Source organism: Actinoplanes sp. NPDC051411 (assembly GCF_040682075.1).
Lineage (GTDB): Bacteria > Actinomycetota > Actinomycetes > Mycobacteriales > Micromonosporaceae > Actinoplanes.
Genome location: NZ_JBFBAD010000008.1, coordinates 63,931 through 86,965, shown reverse-complemented (window position 1 = coordinate 86,965; position 23,035 = coordinate 63,931). Strand labels below are relative to the sequence as shown.

14 protein-coding genes are annotated in these 23,035 nt (G+C 72.7%); 8 read left to right on the top strand and 6 right to left on the bottom strand.

Annotated features, from left to right (window positions below):
- Positions 1 to 19 precede the first annotated feature (19 nt).
- Positions 20 to 5,419: a tetratricopeptide repeat protein gene (locus tag AB0M88_RS06610; protein WP_364096387.1), complete on the bottom strand. Its 5,400-nt coding sequence runs from the start codon at positions 5,417 to 5,419 to the stop codon at positions 20 to 22.
- Positions 5,420 to 5,703: 284 nt separating this feature from the next.
- On the opposite strand from AB0M88_RS06610, the gene AB0M88_RS06605 reads away from it, so the two are divergent.
- From AB0M88_RS06605 to AB0M88_RS06580, 6 genes are read left to right on the top strand one after another with little or no spacing between them, the layout of a single operon-like run.
- Complete coding sequence (locus AB0M88_RS06605; protein ID WP_364096384.1) at positions 5,704 to 6,270, top strand: molecular chaperone GrpE; 567 nt, start codon at positions 5,704 to 5,706, stop codon at positions 6,268 to 6,270.
- Positions 6,267 to 7,892, top strand: a complete 1,626-nt coding sequence (locus AB0M88_RS06600; protein ID WP_364096381.1) for an Hsp70 family protein — start codon at positions 6,267 to 6,269, stop codon at positions 7,890 to 7,892. Before AB0M88_RS06605 ends, AB0M88_RS06600 begins: the two co-directional genes overlap by 4 nt.
- 16 nt (positions 7,893 to 7,908) lie before the next feature.
- On the top strand, positions 7,909 to 10,608 hold the full coding sequence (locus AB0M88_RS06595; RefSeq protein ID WP_364096378.1) for a hypothetical protein: 2,700 nt from the start codon (positions 7,909 to 7,911) through the stop codon (positions 10,606 to 10,608).
- Entirely contained in the window at positions 10,605 to 11,846 is a 1,242-nt protein-coding gene (locus AB0M88_RS06590) for a hypothetical protein (protein ID WP_364096375.1), read from the top strand. Before AB0M88_RS06595 ends, AB0M88_RS06590 begins: the two co-directional genes overlap by 4 nt.
- Positions 11,847 to 11,854: 8 nt before the next feature.
- Positions 11,855 to 14,284, top strand: a complete 2,430-nt coding sequence (locus AB0M88_RS06585) for a GTPase-associated protein 1-related protein (RefSeq protein WP_364096372.1) — start codon at positions 11,855 to 11,857, stop codon at positions 14,282 to 14,284.
- A complete protein-coding gene (locus tag AB0M88_RS06580; protein ID WP_364096369.1) occupies positions 14,284 to 15,867 on the top strand; it encodes a hypothetical protein in 1,584 nt (527 codons plus the stop codon). The genes AB0M88_RS06585 and AB0M88_RS06580 overlap by 1 nt, the downstream gene beginning before the upstream one ends.
- 148 nt (positions 15,868 to 16,015) lie before the next feature.
- On the opposite strand, the gene AB0M88_RS06575 is transcribed toward AB0M88_RS06580, so the two are convergent.
- From AB0M88_RS06575 to AB0M88_RS06560, 4 genes are read right to left on the bottom strand one after another with little or no spacing between them, the layout of a single operon-like run.
- Positions 16,016 to 17,281 (bottom strand): cytochrome P450, encoded by a 1,266-nt coding sequence (locus tag AB0M88_RS06575; RefSeq protein ID WP_364096366.1) that lies wholly within the window; start codon positions 17,279 to 17,281, stop codon positions 16,016 to 16,018.
- A 12-nt stretch (positions 17,282 to 17,293) separates the two neighbouring features.
- Positions 17,294 to 18,526: a hypothetical protein gene (locus tag AB0M88_RS06570; RefSeq protein WP_364096363.1), complete on the bottom strand. Its 1,233-nt coding sequence runs from the start codon at positions 18,524 to 18,526 to the stop codon at positions 17,294 to 17,296.
- 12 nt (positions 18,527 to 18,538) lie between these two features.
- Positions 18,539 to 19,570: an alpha/beta hydrolase-fold protein gene (locus AB0M88_RS06565; RefSeq protein ID WP_364096361.1), complete on the bottom strand. Its 1,032-nt coding sequence runs from the start codon at positions 19,568 to 19,570 to the stop codon at positions 18,539 to 18,541.
- Positions 19,571 to 19,617: 47 nt separating this feature from the next.
- Positions 19,618 to 19,974 carry an STAS domain-containing protein gene (locus AB0M88_RS06560; RefSeq protein ID WP_364096358.1) on the bottom strand — a complete coding sequence of 119 codons (357 nt, stop codon included), beginning with the start codon at positions 19,972 to 19,974 and terminating at the stop codon, positions 19,618 to 19,620.
- A 176-nt stretch (positions 19,975 to 20,150) separates the two neighbouring features.
- Here AB0M88_RS06560 and AB0M88_RS06555 point away from each other — a divergent pair, with 176 nt between their 5' ends.
- Positions 20,151 to 21,719: an amino acid permease gene (locus AB0M88_RS06555; protein WP_364096356.1), complete on the top strand. Its 1,569-nt coding sequence runs from the start codon at positions 20,151 to 20,153 to the stop codon at positions 21,717 to 21,719.
- Positions 21,716 to 22,585, top strand: coding sequence for a universal stress protein (locus AB0M88_RS06550; RefSeq protein ID WP_364096353.1), 870 nt, complete (start codon positions 21,716 to 21,718; stop codon positions 22,583 to 22,585). The genes AB0M88_RS06555 and AB0M88_RS06550 overlap by 4 nt, the downstream gene beginning before the upstream one ends.
- 22 nt (positions 22,586 to 22,607) lie before the next feature.
- Here the strand turns inward: AB0M88_RS06550 and AB0M88_RS06545 are convergent, their stop codons facing one another.
- Positions 22,608 to 23,024 carry a nuclear transport factor 2 family protein gene (locus AB0M88_RS06545; RefSeq protein ID WP_364096350.1) on the bottom strand — a complete coding sequence of 139 codons (417 nt, stop codon included), beginning with the start codon at positions 23,022 to 23,024 and terminating at the stop codon, positions 22,608 to 22,610.
- Between the last annotated feature and the right edge of the window lie 11 nt (positions 23,025 to 23,035).

Sequence of the window (23,035 nt, the reverse complement as noted above, 5' to 3'; positions counted from 1 at the left end):
ACCACCGGCCGGCCGGTGGTCAGGGGCCGGGCGCGGCCCGGCGCACCCGGTGCGGGCGGACGACCAGCGGAACGCCGGCGACGGCCGAGTGCCGGGAGCGCATCTCGCGCAGCACCTGATCGACCGACGGCCCGAGATAGGCCGGCATGCCCGCGCTGAACGGCTGCTCCCCGGCGAGCCAGCGGGTTCGGCGCAGCCACAGCAGGTCCCGCCAGCGCGACTCCACCGTCGACACCGCCGGATCGCTGTCCGGGCTGAGCCGGCCCCCGGCCAGCAGGGCCCGGCACGCCACCGCCGCGGCGACGTCGTTGAGCTCGGCCGCGCTCTGCGACGACCGCCTCAGGCACTGCACCGCCTCGGTGCGCCGGCCGGCCGCGAGGTGGATCCGGGCCAACGCGCGCTCGTCGTGCATCACGGCGATCTCGTCCCGCAGAGCGCGGCTGATGTCGACCGCCTGCTGCTGATGCGTGGCCGCACCGGCCTGGTCACCGGCGGCCAGGGCGGCCCGGGCCAGAGCCCGCCGGCAGTCGGCGACCAGGGCCTCGACCTCCTGCGCCGACCGCAGCGCGGCCGCGAACCACTCCAGGGCGCCCCCGGGATCGCCGGCCTCGAGCCGTTCCTCACCCGCGGCGAGCAGACCGATGACCCGCAGGGCCGACGGAGCGAGGTCCTCGGCCAGCACGCCGGCCTTCAGCGCCGCCGAGGCCGCCTCGTCGTCCGCCCCGGTCATCCGGTGCGCCCGGCACAGCAGGAGCAGACACCAGGCGGCGCTGTCGGGCACGTCGTGGTCCCGGTAGATCGCCAGGGCACGCCGCAGGTCCGGGACCGCCCCGGTCCAGTCCTGGTGATCCAGTCGCAGCCGGCCCCGCCGACGGCACGCCTCCGCGATCAGGTCGACGTCGGTCTCCTCGTCGAGCGGCCCCAGCGCCTTCGTGTACCAGGTCTCGGCCTCGGCGCGGCGTCCCTGGTCGTCGGCGATCCGGGCCAGGTGCAGCCGGCAGTTCGCGGCCGCCCGCCGGTGGTCTCCGCCCTCGGCGACGGCGAGAGCCTCGATCAGCCGCTCGGCGGCGGTCCCGTCCTGCCCGTGCTGCCGGGCGAGCAGGCCGAGAGCCGTCCAGCAGGAGATCATCGCCCGCTGGTTGCCCGCCCGCTCGGCGCGGCGCAGTGCCTGCTCGAACCACTCCTCCGCCGCTTCGTGCCGGCCGTCGCGCGCTTCCAGGCTGCCGAGCTCGATCGCGCCGGCGATCCACACCGCCGGGGCCCCGGCGGTGTCGGCCACCATGAGCGCATCGAGCAACCACCGCCGGGCGGTCGCCGCGTCCCCCCGCCGTCGCGCCGCCTCGCCCCGGAACAGTCCCGAGGCCGCGACCAGTGACCGGTTGTCGAGCCGCTCGGCGATCGCCGCGGCCTCGGCGAAGTGTCCCTCCGCCAGTCCGGCCCGGTCGGCCGGGTCGTGCTCGATCGCGACCCGGCCCAGCTGCTGCTCCGCGATCGCCTGCCGCACCGGGTCGCCCAACTCGTCGGCGAGCTCGGCGAACTTGCGGTAGATGCCGGCCGCCGCCGCGAACTGTCCGGTCTCGAAGAGGACATCGCCCAGCAACTGCAGACACTGCGCGTACAGCTGGTGGTCGCCGAGTCCGGCGGCGGCATCCAGCGCCTGCCACAGTTCGTCGGCGGCCAGCGCGGGCGCGCCGTGCAGCAGGCGGACGGCGCCGGTCTGCAGCGCCGACGTGGCGACCAGCCGGTGGGCGTCCTCACCGGCCGCGGCGTACTCGCTGGCCCGCAGGCCGTGCTGGTCGGCCCGGGCCTCGTGACCCAGCGCCCGGGCGAGCCGCGCCAGGTCCCGTTCGGTGGCCGCCGGGCCGGCCGACTCGGCCAGCTCGTCGGCGATGTTGAGCGCGCCCTTGCTCCACCGCCAGGCCTCGCTGTTCTCCCGGGCCAGATCCAGGCCGCCGAGCTGCTGATAGGAGGCGGCCAGCACGGTGAGGGCGGCGGGCTCCTCCCGGATCCGCCGATCCTGGCACCGCCCGATGGCCTCGCGGTAGAGGCTCCGTGCGGTGTCGGCGTCGCCCCGCAGCTGAGCGATCGCCCCCAGCTCGCGCAGGCTCACCGCCTCGTCGAGCGGGTCGGCGCGGGCGACCGCCAGTTCCAGGCAGCGCCGTTGGTGCCGCTCGGCGTCCGCGTACCGGCCCTGCCACATGTCGAGGACGCCCAGCTGGTGCCGGAAGAACCAGGTCTGCAGGTGGTCGTCGCCGATCAGCTCGATCGTTTCGAGGCAGACCAGACGCTCCTGATAGAGGGCGCTGCGCCCGTGCAGGACGGTGCACAACTCGGCGGCGACGGCGACCGCCTGGTCGAGGTCACCGGCCGCGGCGCTGTGGTAGCGCGCCTCCTCCAGATCGGCGTGGTCGTAGTCCGGGTCGGCGGCGTGCAGGTCGGCCCACCATCGCCCGTAGGCCGCGGCTCGCCGGTGGGCCCGCCGGAGCTCCGGCGAGTCGGTCTCGGCCAGTGCCGACGCGGTCCAGCGATGGACCATCCAGCAGCCGTCGACGGTCGGGGTGAGCAGGCCGAGTCGTTCCAGCTCGGCCCGGGCCCCGGCGAGCCACGGTACGTCGGGCGGCCGGGCGAGCACCGCCATGTCGGCGCGCAGTTCGGCCGACTCGGAACCGGAGAGCTCCAGGTCGGCAAGGGTCGGGGCGGCGTCGGCCCGGCGCGACTTCAGAAGCGACCGGTAGGCCCGGCGAACCCGGGCGGTACGGTCGCGATCGGGCTCCGTACGCTCGCTGACCACCCAGACGAGGCCGGGCTCGGGCACCGGGCGGCGATGCACCGAGGCCGCGAGGAGCAGGCGATGTGCCTCTGGATGGCACTCCGCCAGACGGTTCAGGATGCCGGTCAGCAGGGCGTCCGCGGCGGCGGCGGTCACCGTCTCGGCGATCGCCACGTCCACGTCGCGGCCGGCCGCCCGCATCCAGCCGGCGGGATCGTCCACACCACGTCGGTGCAGCACCGTCTCCATCCGGTCGGCGATCGCGGCGAACGGACGGTCGCCGCCGCGGGCTCCGGTGACCGTCGCGTCCCGCTCCCGGCCGGCCTGCAGAAGCGCGTCGAGATATTCCAGGGCCCGCGGGTGACCGCCGAGGTCACGGTAGGCACGGTCCCGGTCGGCGTCGCTGAGCGCGTACACCCCCGGCAGGCGCCAGTAGAGCTTGGCCGCCTCGGCCTGCGACAGCGGGCCCAGATGATGGGTGTGGAGCCCGGACGGCGGGGGCCCGAGCGCGTCGGCCCACCGCGCGGTCGCCACCAGGCGGGTGCCCCGCGGTATCCGCAGCCAGGCCTCCAGGAACCGACGCACCTCGGGATCGAGCCCGTCGGCGGTCGTCCCGCTCTCGTGCCGCAGCGGGTCGCCGAGCGGGTCGTCGAGCAGCAGGACGACGTCGAGCCCGGCGGCCAGAACGTGATCTTCCAGCAGCTCCAGGCGCTCGGACCAGTCGTCCTGCGCGTCCTTCAACTGCCCGCGCAGCGAGCGGGCCTCGTCGGCGCCCAGCGCGGTGCCCCGCAGCCGGCCCGGCCGGAGCGCGTCGGCGATCGACGCCATGATCTCGTCGGCCGTGCCGGGGCCGTGCCTGGTCACCACGATCGTGTCCGGCGTGGCCAGCATGCGGACCAGCTGCACGGCCAGGCTGCTCTTCCCGACGCCCCCGATGCCGTGCAACAGGACGCCTCGCCCCGGGGCGCGGGGGCCGCGCAGCAGCCGCAGAAGTCGTCTCAGGTCGGCCCGCCGGCCCACGAACTCGCCGCTGTCGAGATCGACTATCCCGCCGGCGAGGCGGATCGGCGGTGCCCGGTCCGGACGGCGGGCGCCCGGCGTCCGCGGGTCGAACAGGGCCGTGTCGCGTACCCGGGCGAAGAACGCGGCGATCGGCCATTCCGGCAGCTGGGCCAGCGGGTCGCGGGCCGGGCGGGTGGGCCGGGCGGACTCGATCGTGCGGCGCGCGTCGGAGAGGACATGGAGCGGGTCCGGCGGGTCGCCGACGCGCGCCATCTCGCCGTACACCAGGGAGAGCAGCTCGGTCGCGTAGATATCGGTCACCGGAGCCGTCATGGCCAGGACGGTCGGCACGCCGTGCTCGAGCAGCGTCTGCGCGAACCCCGGCAGTTCCCGGTGCGTCGGGTCGGTGGTGGACAACGCGGTGGAGCAGCCGGCCAGCACCACCAGCGGCACCGTGCGGTCGGGCAGGATCAGTTCGGCGGCGAACCGGGCCGCGTCGACCCGGTCCGGTTCACCGTCGGGCGTCTCCAGCACCAGCACACCCGGTGCGGCGTGGCAGGACACGTGCAGCACGTGGAAGCGCTCCTCGATCAGCGCCTCCCGGATGGCGCCGACCGACCCCCAGTTCAGGACCCGAACGTGGGCCCGCCCCCGGAAGGCCGGGTCGACCCGCTCGAGGATCAGGCTCAGCTCGTGTTCGTAGTCCAGCAGTTGCTGGCCGTTGTGGTCCGGTGCGGCCACCACCGCCAGGATGCGGAGCGGCCCCGGAATGTCCGGCTGGGCGGTCGGACCGAGCTCAGCGCCCCGGAAGACCCGGACGCGGGGGTGCAGCGCGAGCGGCGCCGGCAAGCCGGGCAGCCGAAGGCATTCCCACGGCACGTCGGCCAGCTGGGGCGACCCCGGCGCGGTCTCGATCGCCAGGCGCAGGCCCCGATTGCGCCGGTCGGCGTCCGTCACCAGGCTGGTCAGCGCCGTCGCCACCGGCCCGGACAGGAACCGGCGGCCGAGCTCCTCGCCGAGTCGCCGCACCGCCGCGTCCGCGCCCGGCCCGGGCACCACCCGGCGCCGGCCGGCCGCCCAGATCTGCTGATCGAGACCCGCGCCCAGCCCGCCGTGCCGCACCGCGATCTCGGTGCCGGCCGGCAGCACGAGGACCGACTCGGCGGGGCCGATGCGCAGGCGGGCGGTCACCGGGCCCTCGGACCGGCGTTCGAAATCGAGCGCGGCGAAGCTGCGGCGCGCGATCGGCTCGCCGCGCAGCGCGCCGACCAGCGCCATGACCCGGGCGTCGAACGCGGCCGGGCTGTCGGCCCGGGAGAAGTCGACCCGTTCACGTCCGCTCAGTGAGGCCGGCACGACCGCGCCCTCGAGCAGCACCGGCACCAGCTGCAGGGCGCCGAGGTCGGCCTGTTCGGTCAGCCCGGGGTATTCCCGGATGCCGGTGCTGGACCGGCCGAGGACCACGACCGCGGCGCGGCTGCCGCGCATCGCGGCGTCCATCGCGTGCACGGTGACGTTGCCCGCCACCACGTCCCACGCGCGGACGAACGTGCGCAGCCCGGCCCGTTCCAGCGCCTCGGCGAGGTGCTGCGCCCACACCTCGTCCTCCGGGGCATAGGCCACGTAGACCGGGAAGACCTCGGGCATGAACTGTTATCCGCTCTGGTAGACCACTATCCACTCGGGCAGGCCGGGACGCGCCCGATCTTCGCAGCAGCACAGCCGGACTGCAATGCGTCATCGGCCATCATTGATCGCCGTTTTTGGTATTCCCCACCACCGAACACCGGGTTATGGTGTTTTCGGCCGAGGGTCGTGGAGATCAATTCTGAATCGCACCCCGGATCGGGACTCCCCAAGATCGAAAATAGCCCGGGCTCCTTTCGACTGTCGCATTTCCGTCAACCGGTTGCATCCGGAAAGGGGTCCACGTGAGTGAGTTGCCGGCCGGCCCGGCCGTGGCCGAGGACGCCCCACCGGACGCCGCGCTGCTCGTCCGGCTCGCCTCCATCGAGGACGCGCTGCGCGCCTTCCACCAGCGCTCGGCGCACCGCGAGACCGTCATCGACCGCCTGCACGAGGAAAATCAGGTCCTCCGCGAGGGAACGCTCCGGACGCTTCTGCAACCGGTGGTGACCGACCTGCTCAAGCTTCACGACAGCCTGTCCCAGCAGGCATTACGCGCCGCGGCCGAGCCGGATCGGGCGGCCGGGCGCGACCTGTGGGCGAGCTTCGCCGACGACGTCGCGATGACGCTGGAGCGCTGCGGCACCGAGATCATCACGGCCGTGCCCGGCGAGGCGTACACCCGGGGCCGGCATGTCGCGGCGGGCTACGTCGACCACCCCGACCCCCCTCCCGGCGAGGTCGTCGCCGAGGTCGCGGCGGCCGGCCTGGTCGACCGGGAGAACGGCCGGATACGCCGGCCCGTCCGGGTGCGCCTCTACCGTGCGGCGGCACCGGAACAATCGCACGAGGGACCGGCGGGTGCGCAATGACCACTTTCGGAATCGATCTAGGAACGACGTACTCGTGTATTGCGATGGTCGACGACACCGGCCGTCCCCTGATCGTGAAGAACGCGATCGGCGAGGACTCGACCCCCTCCGTCGTGTTCTTCGAGACTCCGGACAATGTCGTCGTCGGCCGTGAGGCAAAGAACTCGGCCAAGCTCTTTCCCGACCTGGTCGTGTCCCTAATCAAACGGCGCATGGGCGAGGACGGTGTGGAACTCGAGTTCCACGGCGCCCGGCACACCCCGATCACCGTGTCGGCGCTGATCCTGCGCGAGCTCGCACGGGCGGCCGAGGAGATCGCCCACGTGCCGGTCCGGGACGTGGTGATCACCGTGCCGGCCTACTTCGGGGTGAAGGAGCGTGAGGCGACCCGGGCCGCCGGCGGGATCGCCGGGCTCAACGTGCTCAACGTCGTGCCCGAGCCGGTCGCCGCGGCACTGCACTACGAGTCCTTCCAGCGCGACACCGATCAGACCATCCTCGTCTACGACCTGGGCGGCGGCACCTTCGACACCACCGTCATCCGGATCGCGGACGGCGACATCGTCGTGGTCTGCACCGACGGCGACCACCGGCTGGGCGGGGCCGACTGGGACGACCGGATAGCCGATCTGCTGCTCAAGTCCTTCGAGGACGAGCATCCCGGCACCGACGCCCGCGGCAGCGAAGACTTCATGCAGGAGCTGGCGATCGCGGCCGAGGATCTAAAGCGGGCTCTGAGCAGCGTGGCGAGCCGCCGCTACAACATGCGCTACGGCGACGACTCGTCGCGGGTCGAGCTCACCCGGGAGGCGTTCGAGAACAGCACGGCCGACCTGCTCGAACGCACTCACGACATCACCCGGCGGACCCTCGAGGCCGCCCGGGCCAAGGGCATCACCGAGTTCGACGACGTCCTTCTGGTCGGCGGCTCGACCAGAATGCCGGCGGTCCAGGAGATGCTCCGTAAGAGGTTCGGGTTCGCCCCCAAGCTGCACGACCCCGACCAGGCGGTCGCCAAGGGCGCCGCCATGTTCGCCGCGATCGAATCGGTCAAGATCGCGCTACCCGGCACGGACGGCGAGACCACCGCGCCGTCCTCGGCCCAGGTCAAGGAGGCCGCCGCCGAACTGGGGCTCGACGAGGCGAGCGTGCTCAGCCTGGTCGGCAAACGGGTCGCCGGGGTCGTCCCCCGGGCGTTCGGCGTCAAGGTGCTCGCCGAGCAGGATCCGGACGCCGACCCGGACGGCTTCGTCGTCGACCATCTTCTGCGCGCGAACGACCAGCTGCCCGCGTCGCCGCCCACCCAGTCGTACGGAACGGCGTTCGAGGGCATGGTCAGCATCGTCCTGGAGATCTGGGAACAGGCCGGCTCGGTCGAGTCCCGGCGGTTGTCCGACAACGCGAAGATCGGTGAGGGCCGGATCGATCACCTACCGCCGATGCCCAAGGGGTCGCCGGTCAAGATCACCTTCACGATGGACGAGATGGGCCTGCTCCGCGTCCACGCCGTCGAGGGCGTGACCGGCCAGGAGGTCGCGATGGAACTGGCGATCGCCGGTCTCAGCGGCGACGAGCTCGCCGAGGCCCGATCCGCCGTCGCCCAGTACGACGTCGGCGCCTGAGCGGACCGGACGCGCCATGGCGACCGAGTGGGACGACTACAAGGTCTCGGTTCTGGAGCCGGCCATGCGGGCCGGCAACGTGATACCGCAGGATCTCTTCGTCCGGTACGCGCTGCACGGCGCCGACCGCAGCGCGGACCGTTTCGCGGTCCGGCTGGAGGCGGCGGTCCGCTACTGGAAGAAGCTGGCCACCACCACCAAGGTCTACAAGCCGCTCGCCGAGGCACTGCTCGCCGCGCACAAGGAACTCGACCGGGCCGGAGCGCTGACACCGGAGAGCTTCGAGGAGCGCCGCCGCCAGGCCCGCGAGCGGGCCGCCGAACGCATCGACGCCTGGCTCCGGCAGATCGCCGCCGAGGTCCCGCACCTGACCGCGACGGCGCTGACCCACCTGGTCGAGCAGAGCGGCGGCCTACTCGACCAGGCGGCCGTCCGCACCCGGATGACCGCGGCCGGCGTTCACCTCATCGACCCCGGATGGGACCTGCCGGACCGCCCGCCGGTGCCGGTCGCGGTGCAACTCGGCGGCCACCTGCGGCTGCTCGGTGTGCGCCTGTCCCCGGCGGTGGTGTTCACCGCCGAGCGGCTCGCCACGGGCTTCCGGGTCAAGGACGGATTCCGCCTGTCCGGTGGCGCCGGCGAGCGGCTCACCCGGCGCGAGCTCGAGGCGGCCCGGGACGCCCAGGCCAAGCGCCCGCACGACAGCAGCAAGACGGCCGCCGAGAACGTGCTGACGATCCTGCTCACCGCCGAGGCCGCCGGCGCTCTCGAACAGCTGCTGCGCTGGGAGCTGGCCGAACTGGTCCGGGCGCAGCTGGCCGCCGGGCTGCCGGTCCGGGTCGCCGCCGGTGTCGTCACCGAACTCGGCCTGGACTCCACCGAAGCGCTCGAACTGGCGGTCACCCTCCAGGCCGCGGGTCGCCCGGCCCCGGCGTCCGACGACGGCACCCTGATCGCCGCCGCGCTGTCAGGCGGAAGTCTGCGGGAGGCGGAGAGGCTGCTCGCGGCGCTGCCACCGGACGCCGTGCCCGACATCCGCGACCGGATCCGCCGGGCGGTGGCCGAGGTGGCGACGCTGACCGCTCAGGCCGACACCGCCGAGGCGGCCGGGGAGACCGAGCAGGCGGCGGTGTCGCTCGCCGAGGCGGTACGCCGCGCCGCCGACGACGCCGACCTGCGCGCCCGGCTGGACCGGCTGCCGCCGCCCGCCCCGACCGGGGTGACGGCGAACGCGGACGGCAAACGGGTCGTCGTGCGCTGGACGCCGAGTGCCGCCCGCACGGGGCAGGTCGGCTACCGGGTCGTGCGGCGGGCCGGCGGCACCGCGATCGGTCCCGACGAGGGCGATCCGGTTGCCGACACCAGCTCCAACCACGCCACCGACCCGGCGCCGCCGATCGCCCAGGCCGTCGTCTACACGGTTTTCGCCGTCCGCGGGACGAGCGCCTCGCCCGGCGTCCCGTCCGAGCCGGTCACCCTGCTCCCGCCGGTCGAGGGATACGAGTTGTCCACCGACGGCCGGGTCGTCATCGGCGCCTGGCGGCTCCCGGCCGGCGCGGCCGGCGTCACGGTGACCCGGGCGCTGCTCGACGGCGGTGACGAGCGGGCGATCCCGGTCGGCGGCTCGGTCGATGGCTCGGCCGGCGGCTCGGCCGGCGGCTCGGTCAGCGGCTCGGCCGGCGGCCTCGTCGACGACAGCGCCGAGCCGGGCATCCCGTACGCGTACACGGTCCGCCCGTTCTATCTCGGACCGGACGGTGAGCGTCACCTCGGACCGTCCCGGGCCGAGTCGGTCGTCGTGGAGGAGGCACCGTCGGCCGTGCACGATCTCGCCGCCGAGGTGCTGGCCGGCGGTGGCGCGCCTCAGCTGCGACTGGCCTGGACGCCGCCCGAGGCCGGGCGGGTGGAGATCCGCCGGGCGCCCGGCCCGCCGCCCTGGGCGGCCGGCGAGCGCGTGCCCGCCGCCGCGGCCGACGAGTACGGCGAGGCACTGCCCGCGGTCGGGCATCCGTCGCCGGGCGGCCGCCGGGAGGCGATCGTCCCGGCCGGACAGGGCCGGATGACGCTGACCGCGATCACCCGCGGTCGCGGTACGGCCGTCGTCGGGAACAGCGTCCCGCTTGAACTGATCGCTCCGGTGCACGGTCTGCGGATCCGCCGCCGCTGGGACGCCGTGCACGTCGACTGGATCTGGCCGCCCGGCGTGCACGAGGCCCGCCTGCGCTGGTCGACCCCGGCCGGCGAGGGCGGCGAGCGGGTTCTGTCCCGCCGGGCGTTCCTCGACGAGGGCGGCGTCACCCTTCAGACCGGCCCGTCGGCGGTGTCGATCTCGGTCGAGACGCTGGTCCGGCAGAACCATCGGGAACTGGTGTCGGCTCCGGTGGCCGGCCAGGTCAGCGCGCGGCGGCCCCGGGTGCGGTGGCGCCTGGACCGCGGACGGCTGCGCCGCCGGATCGACCTGGTCCTGGTGGCCGACCAGACCTGTGACCTTCCGCCGACCGTGCTCCGCACGCCGGACACGCCCGAGAGCCTCGCGCTGCCGGCACGGTCCTTGATCGCCGGCACGAGCACGGTCGTCGACGTGACCCGCGGCGTGCCGCCGGGGCCGCTCGAGAAGGTCACCTATGCCCTCGCCGACCCCGGGGACCCGGTCGTGGTCCTGGTTCCGTGGACCGGCGGGCCGAGGGACGTGCCCGTGGGAGGTGGCCGCCGATGAACGGCGCGCTGTACTGCCCGTACTGCTATCACCGGTTCACCGCGCGGCAGATCATGTTCCGCTGCACGGGCCGGCCCGGGCCGACCGGCCGGCGCTGCGAGTCCCGCACCGACCCGCTGCTGGCCGCGCACACCGGCGACACCGCGCCGCGGCCACCGGCGTTCGAGGCCGACGGCCGCAAAGGGTCCGCCCGGTGCGAGTGCCAGGTCGAGACGACGGTACGCATCTGCCCGTTCTGCCACAGCCAGCTGCCGACCCATTTCGGCGCGGCCGACAGCCGGCTGATCGCTCTGGTCGGGGCCAAGGAGAGCGGCAAGACCGTGTTCATGACGGTGCTCCTGCACGAGCTGCGCAACCGGCTGGGCGAGTCGTTCGGCCTCGCCGTGATGGGCGCCGACGACTACACCCGCAATCAGTTCCCGGCCGACTACGAGGACCGGCTCTACACCGAACGGCAGTTGCACGAGTCGACCCGGACCGCGGCCGGCACCCGCGAGGGGCGCCGCCCACTGGTGTTCAGCATGACGTTGAACCGGCGCCGCGCCTTCAACCGCTCGACGATCGACCGCAGCCTGTTCTCCTTCTTCGACACCGCCGGTGAGGATCTGCGCTCGGCCGACAGCGTCGAGCGCAACGCCCGCTATCTCGCCGCCGCCGACGGGATCATCCTGCTGCTCGACCCGCTTCAGATGCGGGGCGCGCGACCGCTGGCCGAGCCCGGCACCCCGTTGCCCGAGCCCGGCGGCGCCCGCGACGACCCGGCCGGCGTGCTCAGCCGGGTCACCGACCTGCTGCACGACGCCGGCCGGACCCGCCGCGGTGGTCGCATCCGCAAACCGATCGCGGTCGTGTTCTCCAAATTGGACGCGCTCGACGGAACCCTGCCCGAGGACTCCGCGCTGCTGCGCGACTCGCCTCGGGACGCGGTCTACGACGAGGCCGACGGCCGGGCCGTGCACGAGGAGATCCGTGCGCTGCTCGACAAGTGGCAGGGCGGCGGGATGGATCTGCTGCTCGAGCAGAACTTCGAACGGCATCGCCTGTTCGGCGTCTCCGCTCTCGGCAGCAATCCGGTGCGCGACGAGAACGACGTGCAACGGGTCTCCGAGTACGGCGTCCTGCCCCGGCGGATCCAGGACCCGTTCCTCTGGCTGCTCAGCGAGTTCGGCACCATCTCGCGCCGGGACTCGCCGAGAAGAGCCGCCCCGGACAACACGGCCGCGAAGAGGCGGCTCTAGGAGGAGACATGGCGTTCTGGCAGCTCTACTACACCTCCTGCCGAGACGGCCTCGCCGGGGCGCCGGGCTTCCAGTTCAACGCCGCCACCCCCGGCCTGGGCGAGGATGTGATGCGCGACGTCGAGCAACTCACCGCCTACCAGCCGCCCCGCTCGGCGGCGCCCGGCGACAGCCCGGTCAACCTCTGCTTCCGGCCGGGGCCGGTCACCGTGGTGGCCCGGGTCGAATACGTGGGCGTCGACTACTCGCACCGTCCCGGCAACTACTTCGCGCATGCGCTCGTGACCCGCAGCCCGGAGGCCGATCTCGGCGCCCGGCCGGCGATCGAGCTCTGGAACGCACCCTTCTGGCGCGCCGAACCGGTGCCGGGAACCGAGCTGCCGCCGCTGGCCGGGCCACCGCCGGCCGGGCCTCTGGACCGGGCCACGGCCGAGGCGTTCACGCGCGGACGACCGGCGGCCCGGCATCTGCCCGCGATGCTGACCGCGGCCGAGGTGGCGGTCCGGTCCGGAGACCGCCGGGTGGTCCTGATCGGCGCGAGTGACCAGGAGCTCGCGTACTGGATCGCCGCCCTGTGCTATCGGCTTCCGGCGGCCACCGTCGCCGCGCTGTCGTTCGCCACCTACGAGCGTGATCCCCGGTACAGCCGGGCGCACCTGGTCGGGACCCTGCCTACCGGCGATCTCGGCCCGAGCGACCAGGACTTCGAGACGTTCGACCTGTTCGATCTGACCGGCGACCGGGTCAGCGACATCGCCGTACACCCGCTCGCGCGGATGCTGGCCGAGCTGAGCGCGGCCGACGCGGCCGAGGCCTGGCGGCGGGCCGCCCGGCTCGCGAGCGGCGCCGAACAGTCCTTCGACGACTGGCGGCCGGTCGTCGCCGCCACGTTGATGACCTGGTCCGGTTCGGAGAGCGCCCGCGACGAGCAGGCCGCTGTCTCGGCCTGGCTGGCCGCCGGCACGGCTCATCTGGCCGACACCGAGGTGGCCGAGCTGGGCCGCGTGACCCTCGCGTGCGTCCCCCGGGACGACGCCGGCGACGAAACCGTGTTCACTCTGGGCAACCTGGCCGCCGTGGCCGCCGCGCGCGGCCTCACCGCGCTGCTCGACCAGGTCGAACGCCGCGTGATCCAGGCCGTCGTGCCCCGCTCTCACGCCATGGGCGCCCTGCCCTCGGTTCCGATCCGCGGCGAGGCGGGCCGCGCGTACGGCTGCGAGTTGTTGTCCGGCGAGCTGCCGCGGCTGCCGGCGGCCGGGGCCGCGGCGCTTCTGGCCTGGGCGGCCGGTGCGGGGGTACCGGTCAGCGACGGCAGCTTGCGCGAGCTCGGCCGGCGCACGGCCGGGCCGGCCCTGCTGCTCCAGCCGGCCGACCCGATGTTGCGCGCCGTGCTGCCCGGCCGGCCGGCGCTGTGCGACGGGGTGGTGGCCTATCTGGGCGCGGTCGGCGCGCCGGAGTTCGACCGCCTGGTCGAGGCGGTCGAGGCCGGGCTCGACGAGGCGCTCGGGCCGGCGGTGACCGAGGCCGGCCCAGCCGTACGACAGGCGGTCGCCGTGGCCCGGGTGCGGGCCGGCCGGGCGGACCCGCTCGACGGCCTGTCCGCCGCGCTCGACGAGGGCGGGGACATCCCTGTCGGCCGCCTGATCGATCTGCTCTTCCCGGCCGGGCGGTGGACGGTCGCCGAGGCCGGCCGCGCGTTCGCCGTCCTCGGCCCGCGTCGGGCCACGATCGAACCGGTGACCGCCCGGTTCGCCGCGACCGTCCTGGCCGAGCCCCCGCCCGGGGCCCGGGCCGAACACGCCGACCTGTGCCTGCGGCTCGCCCGCTCGCCGGTGCGGGCCCGGCTGTCTCCGGCGGCCCGGGATCGGGTGGAGATGTTCGCGAACGCGGATCGCTGGGCCGATGAGATCGCGCGGAGCGGCAAGGACCGCGCCGATCTCCTCAAGAGCCTGCACTCCTGGTTGAGCCGGCTGCCGGACGCCGACCGCCGGGCGGTCGAGGAGGTGCTGCTCCGCCGGTTCGCCGACTTCAAGGCGTCCGCCCGGGCCGATCTGATCCAGGGGCTGATCGGGCTGCGGCGCGCGTACTGTGCCGGCCTGGTCGCCGCCCTCCGCGTGCGGGAACCCGATCTGGCCGTCGGCGCCTCGGCCGTGCGCACGCTGCGCCACCTCGCGATGAAACCGGCCTCGGGAGCCAATCAGGCGGCCTGCTCCGAACTCGACGGGGCACTGCGGGCCAGCATCGGCCGATGGCGCTCCGGGCGGCAGAACCGATTCCTCGAGTACGTCGAATCCAGCGCCCCGGACACCGCGGCCTTCCTCCGGCGCTGGTACGGGCAGGCCCCGGCCGGCCTGCTGAACCGGCTGGCCCGCCGGTTGCTGCCCCGCGGCGCGCCCTCCCCCGGTCCCGACCCTACCCAGCCGAGGCGGTCCCTCTGATGACGCCGAAGAACCGGCAGCCGTTCTACCCGTACCCGTACGTCATCCCGGTCGGCCGGTCGATGAGCCCGTTGGAGATCGGCCTGTCGCTGCTCGCCTTCCCCTTCGTCTTCACCGCCTTCTCCCTGTACGAGGCCGGCCGGATGTTCGCCGCGTGGGGCAAGGGCGTCCGGTCGGGCCTGGGCCTCGGCGCGGACGCGCAGCCGGTCACGGTGCGCCCGCCGGTGGAGCGCTGGGACGGCAAGCGGGAGCCCGCGTACGTCCAATATCTGTTCGGGCCGGTCTGGCGGGACATCAAGCACACCGTGGCCGTGGCTCGCGAGGCCGCGCGGAAGGCCGTCACCGCCCGCTTCAAGCTGGTGCAGACCCGGTACTTCGTGCCGTCCGACGACCGTCCGGACGAGCCGCTCGGCAATCGCTTCGTCGGCGTCGGCCGGTACGCCGCTCTGGCCTTCGCGGCCGTCCTCGCCGCGGCGCTGCTGACCGTGCTGTTCGCCGTCCAGGCGGTGGCGATCGTGGTGCTGTGGCTGATCGGGATCGCCGCCATCTATCTCCTGCGGGGTGCCGACTCGTTGCTGCTGCTCGGCCGGGGCATCCGGATCACCTGTCCCAACCCGGACTGCTACCGGAGGGTGCCGTACCCGACCTACCAGTGCGACAAGTGCCGGACGATGCAGCATGACGTCCGTCCCGGCCGGTACGGGATGCTGCACCGGTACTGCAAGTGCGGCAACCGGATGCCCACGCTGCTGATGCTCGGAAGTCATCGGCTGAAGGGCTTCTGCCCGTACTGCGACAAGGAACTCGAACAGTCGGCGGGCCGCGCCCCCGAGATCGTCCTGCCGGTCTTCGGCTCGCCCGGGGCCGGCAAGACCCAGTTCCTGGGCGCGGTCGCGATGGCCAGCGAGACCCTGACCGGGCGCAGCGGCGGATCGGCCCGGCCGGCCGACGACTACACCGGCAAGTGGTATCACCAGACCACCGACGCCTTCACCCGGGGCAGCGCGATGACCAAAACCGCCACCGTGGCCCAGCACGCGTACTCGATGCGGCTGGAGGTGGGCGGCAAGGCCCGGACGCTCAAGATGTTCGACGCGGCGGGCGAGATCTTCAAGAGCAGCAGCCTCATCCGGGAGATGGGCTATCTCCAGGCCCGCGCCACCTACGTCATGGTCATCGATCCGCTCTCGCTGCCGCGGCTGTGGGACTCCCTGGACGCCGCACGTCAGAAGGAGCTGAAGCCGATCCGGGCCGAGGCCCCGCCGCAGATGGTGTTCGAGGAGACCGTGCAGACCATGCACGGCATGAACATCCGGACCACCGGCGCCCGGCTGGCGGTGGTCCTGAGCAAAGCGGATCTGATCCGACCGCAGATCATGGCGGCCGAGGTGGGCACGAGCGACTCGATCCGGGCCTGGCTGCAGGGCCCGCTGGAGCAGGGAAACCTGATCCGGGCGATGGACCACGAGTTCGCCTCGGGCCGCTATTTCCTCACCGCGGCTCCCCTGGCCGGGACCACGGCTGATCTGAGCATCGAGTCGTTCGCGGCCTGGCTGTTGAACGGAGAAGGGATGACGGTGTGAAGAGTCACGACGTCTACCACCGCTGGCGGATCACGCTCTTCTCGATCTGGGTCACGCTGGGCGCGACGATCTGCGTCGTGGCGGTCGTGCTCCTGGTGCGCCGGCTGGGGCTCTGACGGAGCCGCGCCGGACCGCAGGACGAGGGGGCCTATCCGTCATGAGCGGCGGCGAGTCCGGCCCGGGTGCCCGCCCGCACCGGGAACTGGATCGGACCGCGGACGATGCCGGAGGTGCGGCGCCGGAGAGCGCCGGCGCGGGTCAGGCCGGGCAGGCGTTCGGCCAGGCGCTGGAGGCCGATGGTGGCCTCCATGCGGGCCAGCGGCGCGCCCACGCAGTAGTGGATGCCGCTGGAGAAGGCCAGGTGGTCGGCCTCCGGGGTGCGGTGGATGTCGAACTCGGAGGCGCGCGCGAAGACCTCGGGGTCGCGGTTGGCGGCGGCCAGCATGGTGACGATGTACTGGCCGCGCCGGATCGGGACACCGTCGATCGAGATGTCCTCGGACGCGCACCGGGCCGTCCGCTGCACCGGCGGATCCCAGCGCAGCGTCTCCTCGATCGCGGCCGCGGCCAGGGACGGGTCGTCGCACAGGTCGCGCCACTGGGCCGGGTGGGCCAGCAGGGCGTTGACCGCGTTGCCGATCAGGTTGACCGTCGTCTCGAAGCCGGCGACCAGCAGCAGCGTGCACATCGGCCGCAGTTCGTCGGGGTGGATCTGGTCGCCGGGCGCGGCCACCAGGTGGCTGATCACGTCGTCGGCCGGGGATTCGCGCCGCAGCTCGAAGAGGGCGGAGAAGAGCGCGCGCAGAATCTCGTCGGCCGCCTTCAGCTGGGCGGCGTGCCGCAGTGACCGGATGCCGCTGAGCGCGCTGCCGATCACCGTGCCGACCGACGAGAACTGGGCCGCGTCGGCGTCCGGCACCCCGAGCAGGTCGGTGATCACCGCGATCGGCAGCGGGGCCGCGAACGAGGACACCAGGTCGAACGAGCCCTTCGCCAGGGCCGCGTCGAGCAGGGCGTCGACCTGGGCGATCACCCGGGGACGGTAGCCGGCCATCAGTTTGGGGCTGAAGAACGGCTGGGCCAGGCGGCGCAGCCGGGTGTGGTCGGGGGGGTCCATGTCGAGGAACGACATGTCGAACTCGTCGGCCGTGTTGACCCGTTCCCCGCTGCGGACGCCGAAACGACGGTCGCGCAGCACGAAGTTGCAGACCTGGTGGGACGGCGTGATGAAGTTGCCGAGCCGGGTCGGCACCACGGTGCCCCGGGCGCGGACCCGCTCATAGATCGGGTACGGGTCGTCGCGCCCGGCCCGCCCGCGCAGCTGGGCCATCGGGTCGTGCCAGATCGTGCGGTGGTAGGCGTCCGTGAGCCGGCGCGTGTAGAGGGCAGTGGCGAATCGCAGCGCACCGGCCAAGGGGCACCCCCGTCACGAGTTGTCGCGGATCCAGGCGTCGATCAGTCCGCCGAAGTGCCCGAGGAACTTCTCGTGCTCGTGGACCGGATAGGTCGCCCGGACGGTTTCGCGCAGCAGCGACTGGAACTCGGCCGACGACACCCAGTCGTGGACGATCTCGTCGACGTTGGCGAGATACCGCGCGCAGAACTCTTCGTACTTGTCCACCTCAAAGTACTCGTCCGCGAGCTTGCGGTACGCCCCGAGTTTCTCCGCATAGGACATCTCGGAGGCGGCGATCTTGAAGTAGGAGGCGGTGTCCAGGTCGAGGCGGGGGCGCCGGCCGGTGACCACGCAGTAGACCGTCCAGCGCACGAGCGCCGCCATCGCCCACGGGAAGTAGTAGTGCAGCGACGTGATCGCCACGTCCGGGCACGCGTTCGCGTAGTCGATCGGATAGACGTCGGTGCCCCGCACCAGCGACTCGCACGAGTTGAACTCCCACCGGAAGAACGCGTTGACCAGGCGGGAGATCGTCACGACCTCGTTGCCCTGTTCGGCGCCGAGGAAGCCGTGGTCGACCTCGTAGCGGGCGTGCATGGGCTGCTCGGGCCGGAACTTCATGACCATGGTCTCGGGGCCGATGGTCAGCGACCGGGCGAACACGTCGTAGCCCTCGACCGACGCCTGCAGGTGCATGAGCCGCTCCCCCGAAGCGTCGTAGGCGGCGTGCAACTCCTCGGCGTTGCGGATCTTGGAGACGCCGACCCAGGCGCCCCCGTCGTAGGGCTTCATGAACATCGGATAGCCGACCTGGGCCGCCGTCTGGTCGAGGTCGAACGACTGGTTGTAGCGGGCCGCGGTGTAGGCGTAGCGGTTGTTGTCGAGCGGGTTCTTGTAGGGCACCAGCACCGTCTCGGGCACCTTCAGGCCGAGCCGGATCATCGCGCAGTAGGCCGCGTGCTTCTCCATCGACTGGAACGTGAACGGGCTGTTCAGCAGGTACACGTCGTCCATCAGCGCGATCTTCTTGAGCCACTCGCGCGGGTGGTAGTACCAGTAGGCCAGCCGGTCGATGACCAGGTCGTGCTTGGGCCGGTCGCGCAGATTGAACGGCTCGATCGTCACCCGCTCGGAGCGGACCCGGTGCGATTTGGCGTCCGGCCCGCCGATCACGCCGACCCGGCGCAGTAATGCCTCATATGCCCGCGGCCAGTCGTCCTCGGTGCCCAGCAAAAGGCCGATCGTGTGCTCGACGTCCGCCACGGAGTCCTCCCCTTAAAAGACGCGCTGCAGCAACGAAGTCAGATGAGGATCGAGGGCGTCGCGCCACCCGGTCCAGGTGTGCGCGTCGCGGTTCTCGGCGAAGCTCACCGCGTATCCCTGCCGGCGCAGGTATTGCGCCATGGCCCGGTTGTTGGCGAGGTTTTCCTCGACGGTTCCGCAGGTCAGCGCGGCCGGAATGGCCGGTCCGGCGTCGGCCCGGCGTACCCGCCCGACGAATCGGACAATGCGCAGCCAGCGCGCGAAACCCGATTCCTGCGGGTCGAGCCGGGGCTGGAAATAGCTCCCGGACTGCAGAAAAAGCCCGGCGAAACCCGCCGGATGACGACGCTGGGCGTGCAGCATCGCGAGGGCGCCCAGGCTGGCGCCGGCGCCGACGACGACGGGCCTTTCGGCCCGGAGAAGACGCGTTACCCGAGGCAGGATTTCCAGCGCCAGGCTTTTCGCGTACGCCGGGGAGGCGCTGTACCACTCGAGCCGGTCATTCGCGGGCAGCAGGACCAGGTGGCAGGGCGCGACGCGGCCGGCCGCGATCGACGTGGCGAGAAACCGGCCCAGTTCGCCGAACCGGTGGTAGTCGGGCCCGTCGTGGGCGAGGAGGATCCGCCCGCCGGCGCCGTCCGGCGACCAGACCGAGGCGGTGATCTCGCCATCCAGCGCCGGCAGCCGCACCTCGCTCCACCGCCCGGCGACCGCGGGCTGGCCCAGCCACGCCGGCTCGCGATAGCCGGGCGCCCAGCGCACCGACACGTCGCCGTAGCCGCCCGGGGCCCGGCGGGGCTCGTCCGGGTCGAGAACCCACTCGGTGCGGCCGTCGCGGTGCGTCAGCTCGAACTTGTATTCGATCCGGTCGACGTCCGGCCGGTCGAGTCGCAGCTCCCAGGAACCGGTGCTCACCGCGTACGAAAAAAGGGGTGACCCCAGATAGCGGCAGTCGAGCCGCACCGCGGCGAGGCTCCGATGGGGATCGGGGAAGCGGAAGCGGACCGCCGTGCTGATGTCGCACGCCCCGGCCGTCGCCTCCATGAGCAGAGGTTAACCGCGAACGGACTCCGGCGCGCGGGAAGAGAGAGTCAGGGGGTGTAACTCTGTGGCGAGGACGACGACGGGCTCGCCGGCAGCCCGAACATGTCGGCCAGGCCGGTCACGCGCAGCTGGCGGTGCACGAACTCGCTCGGGTTGCGCAGGATGAACCGGGTGCCGGTCTCGCGGGCCGCGTTGTGACCGCTGACCAGCGCGCCGATCCCCATCGAATCCATGAAGGTGACGAACGTGAGGTCGACGATCATGGTGACCGGCCGCTCGGCGTGCAGGGTGGTCAGCAGGGAGTTGCGCAGCGCGTCCACGGTGGCGGCGTCCAGGCTGCCACGGACGTCGATGACGATCGCTCCGTCGGCCTGGCGCCGCGTCGTCATGACGGCCTCGCCCATTACCGGCCACCTCCGAATCAGGCCGCTGCCCGTTCCCGAATCACGGTACAACGGCGGTCGTGTGATCCGCAGGCTGCCCGATGTTTCCGGCACGTCGCCGCACATTCAGTACGGGAAAGGGCACTCGACTTGCGCATGAACGACTTCGGTGCACAAGGTGACATCAGCGGTAGCCGATGTTCACCGTTCACCGTTTCACCGGAGAGGCGGGCTGGTTCATGGCCACGACATCGTCCGGGCGTCCCGGGATCTTCGCGATCCGGGACGTCCGGTCTCTGATCACCGAGACCGCCGAAGAGGGGCACGGTCTCAAGAAGGCGGTCGGCGCCACCCAGCTCACCGCGATGGGGGTCGGCGCCATCATCGGCACCGGCATCTTCGTGGTGATCGGCAAGGGGTCGGGCATCGCCGGCCCCGGCGTCATCCTCTCGTTCGTGCTCGCCGCGGTGGCGTGCGCGTTCTCGGCACTGTCCTACGCCGAACTGGCCTCGTCCATCCCGGTCTCCGGCAGCGCGTACACCTACAGCTACGCCACGCTGGGCGAGCTGGTCGCGTGGATCATCGGGTGGGACCTGATCCTGGAGTACGGCGTCTCGGTGGCCGGCATCGCGGTCGGCTGGGGCGGCAACCTGAACGCGTTCCTCGACGCGGCGTTCCACTACAAGTTGCCGGACGCCATCGCCAAGTCGCCGTCCGAGGGGGGCGTCTTCAACCTGCCGGCCGTCATCGTCGTGCTGGCGATCGCGTTCCTGCTGGTCCGGGGCGTCACCGAGAGCGCGCGGGTCAACCTGATCATGGTCGGGATCAAGCTGATCGTCCTGATCTTCTTCCTCATCGTGGCGTTCGCCCACTTCACCACCGCGCACATGACGCCGTTCGCGCCGGCCGGCTTCCACGGGGTGACATCCGCGGCCGCGGTCATCTTCTTCGCCTATATCGGATTCGACGCCGTATCGACCGGCAGCGAGGAGGCCCGCAACCCGGCCAAGGACCTGCCCTGGGCGATCATCGGCTCGCTGCTGATCTGCACCGTGTTCTACGTGCTGACCGCGGTCGGCGCGCTCGGCATCGCCACCCCCGACCAGATGAAGGGCAGCGACGCGCCGCTCGCGACCGCGCTCGACAAGGGCGCCGGCGTGGACTGGGCGGCCGGCATCCTGGCCCTCGGCGCGGTCGTCGCGATCACCAGCGTGGTCCTGGTCATCTTCTACGGCCAGACCCGCATCTTCTTCGCCATGTGCCGGGACGGCCTGCTGCCCAAGCAACTGGCCAAGGTCAACCCCCGGTACGGCACCCCGGCCCGCCTAACCCTCGGCCTGGGGGTGCTGATCGCGATCCTGGCCGCGCTGGTCCCGCTCGGCACGATCGTCGAACTCGTCAACATCGGCACGCTGTTCGCGTTCGTACTGGTCAACATCGGTGTGATCGTGCTGCGGCGGACCCGGCCGGAGATGCCGCGGCCCTATCGCGTGCCGTGGTCGCCGGTGCTGCCGATCATCGGGGTGGCGTTCGCCGTCTACCTGATGAGCGACCTGCCCTGGGAGACCTGGGTGCGGTTCGTGGTCTGGCTGGCGGTCGGCCTGCTGATTTACGCCGCCTACGGGTATCGGAACTCGCGGCTGCGCACGGAGCCGGCCGGGACGCCGGGGTGGGCGGCACCCTCGGCGACGTCCGACGCGCCGCACCCCGCTTCCGACGGGCCGCGCTCCGGGTCGCCGGACGCGCCGAGCGGGGACACGCCATGACCGGGCCGGTGGTGGTCGGCGTCGACGGCGGGCTGACCGCCCCCGACGCCGCCGTCCTCGGCTGCTGGCTGGCCACCTCCCTGGGCACCTCGCTGATCGTGGCCGCGGTGCACCCGGCACCGGCCGCCCTCGGCTCGGGCCGGGTCGACGCCGAATGGGTCGCCGACCGGCACCGGGCCGCGACCCGGGTGCTCGACGAGACCAAGGAGGCACTGGCCGGGGTGGCCTGCGCGATCGACTACCGTACGGTCGCCTCGAGCTCGGCCGCGCACGGCCTCTCCGATCTGGCCGAGCAGGTCGCCGCGGCCTATATAGCGGTCGGCTCGGGCCGTGACGCGCCGCGCGAGCGCCTCTTCGCCGGCAGCACGGCCGAGCGGCTGATGGCCGGCAGCGTGTGCCCGGTCGCGGTCGCACCCAGCGGACTGAAAGGCCCGCTGGGCTCGCTCAACCGGATCGGCGTCGCCTATGTCGACACCCCGGACGGGCGGACCGCGCTCACGGCCGCGGCCGAGCTGGCCCGGCACAGCGGCGCCCACCTGCGGCTGACCACGGTCGTGGCCGCGGGCGACGCCGCCCTGCCGTTCCTGCTCGGCGACGACACCGAGCGGGCCTTCCTCGACACCGCGCGGGAGACGTACGAGCAGTCGCTGGCGCGCGCGGCGGCCGACGTGCCCGGGGTGACCGCGGAGTGGGAGCTCCGCTCCGGCGACGCGGTCGACACGCTGGCCGACCTGGACGACGTCGACGTGCTGTTCTGCGGCTCCCGCGGCTACGGCCCGGCCCGGCGCGTCGTCCTGGGTGGCGTCTCGGCCCGGCTCTCCCGCCGGGCCCGCCGCCCCCTCATCGTCGTCCCGCGCAGCGGCTGACCGCCGTCTCGCGCCGCCGTTCTCAGGCGGTCTCGATGTCGATGCCGCGGATCCGCGCCGCGGTCAGGTGGTCGAAGTAGTCGCGCGACTCGACGATCTGACCGTCGCGGACCCGCAGCACGAAGATGCCCGGCTGCGTGAACGCCTCCCCGGTCTCCAGGTTGGTCCCCCGGTATTCGAACTCGGCGACGATCACCTCGGGATCGGCCGTCTCATGGATCCGGATGTTGGCCGGCCGGCGTTCCAGCCGCGGACCCTCCCCGGTCGGCGCGAAATGCTCCCGCAGCTCGTCCCGGCTGCGCAGCGCGGGCGGCCGAGCCGGGTGGAACGGGTGCGTGACGTCGGTCTTCTCCGCGTACAGATCGGGCAGTTCTTCCCAGCGCCCGGCGCAGACACCTTCGACAAGCGCGAGGAAGACCTCTCGTGGACTCTCAGCCATATCCGAAGTCT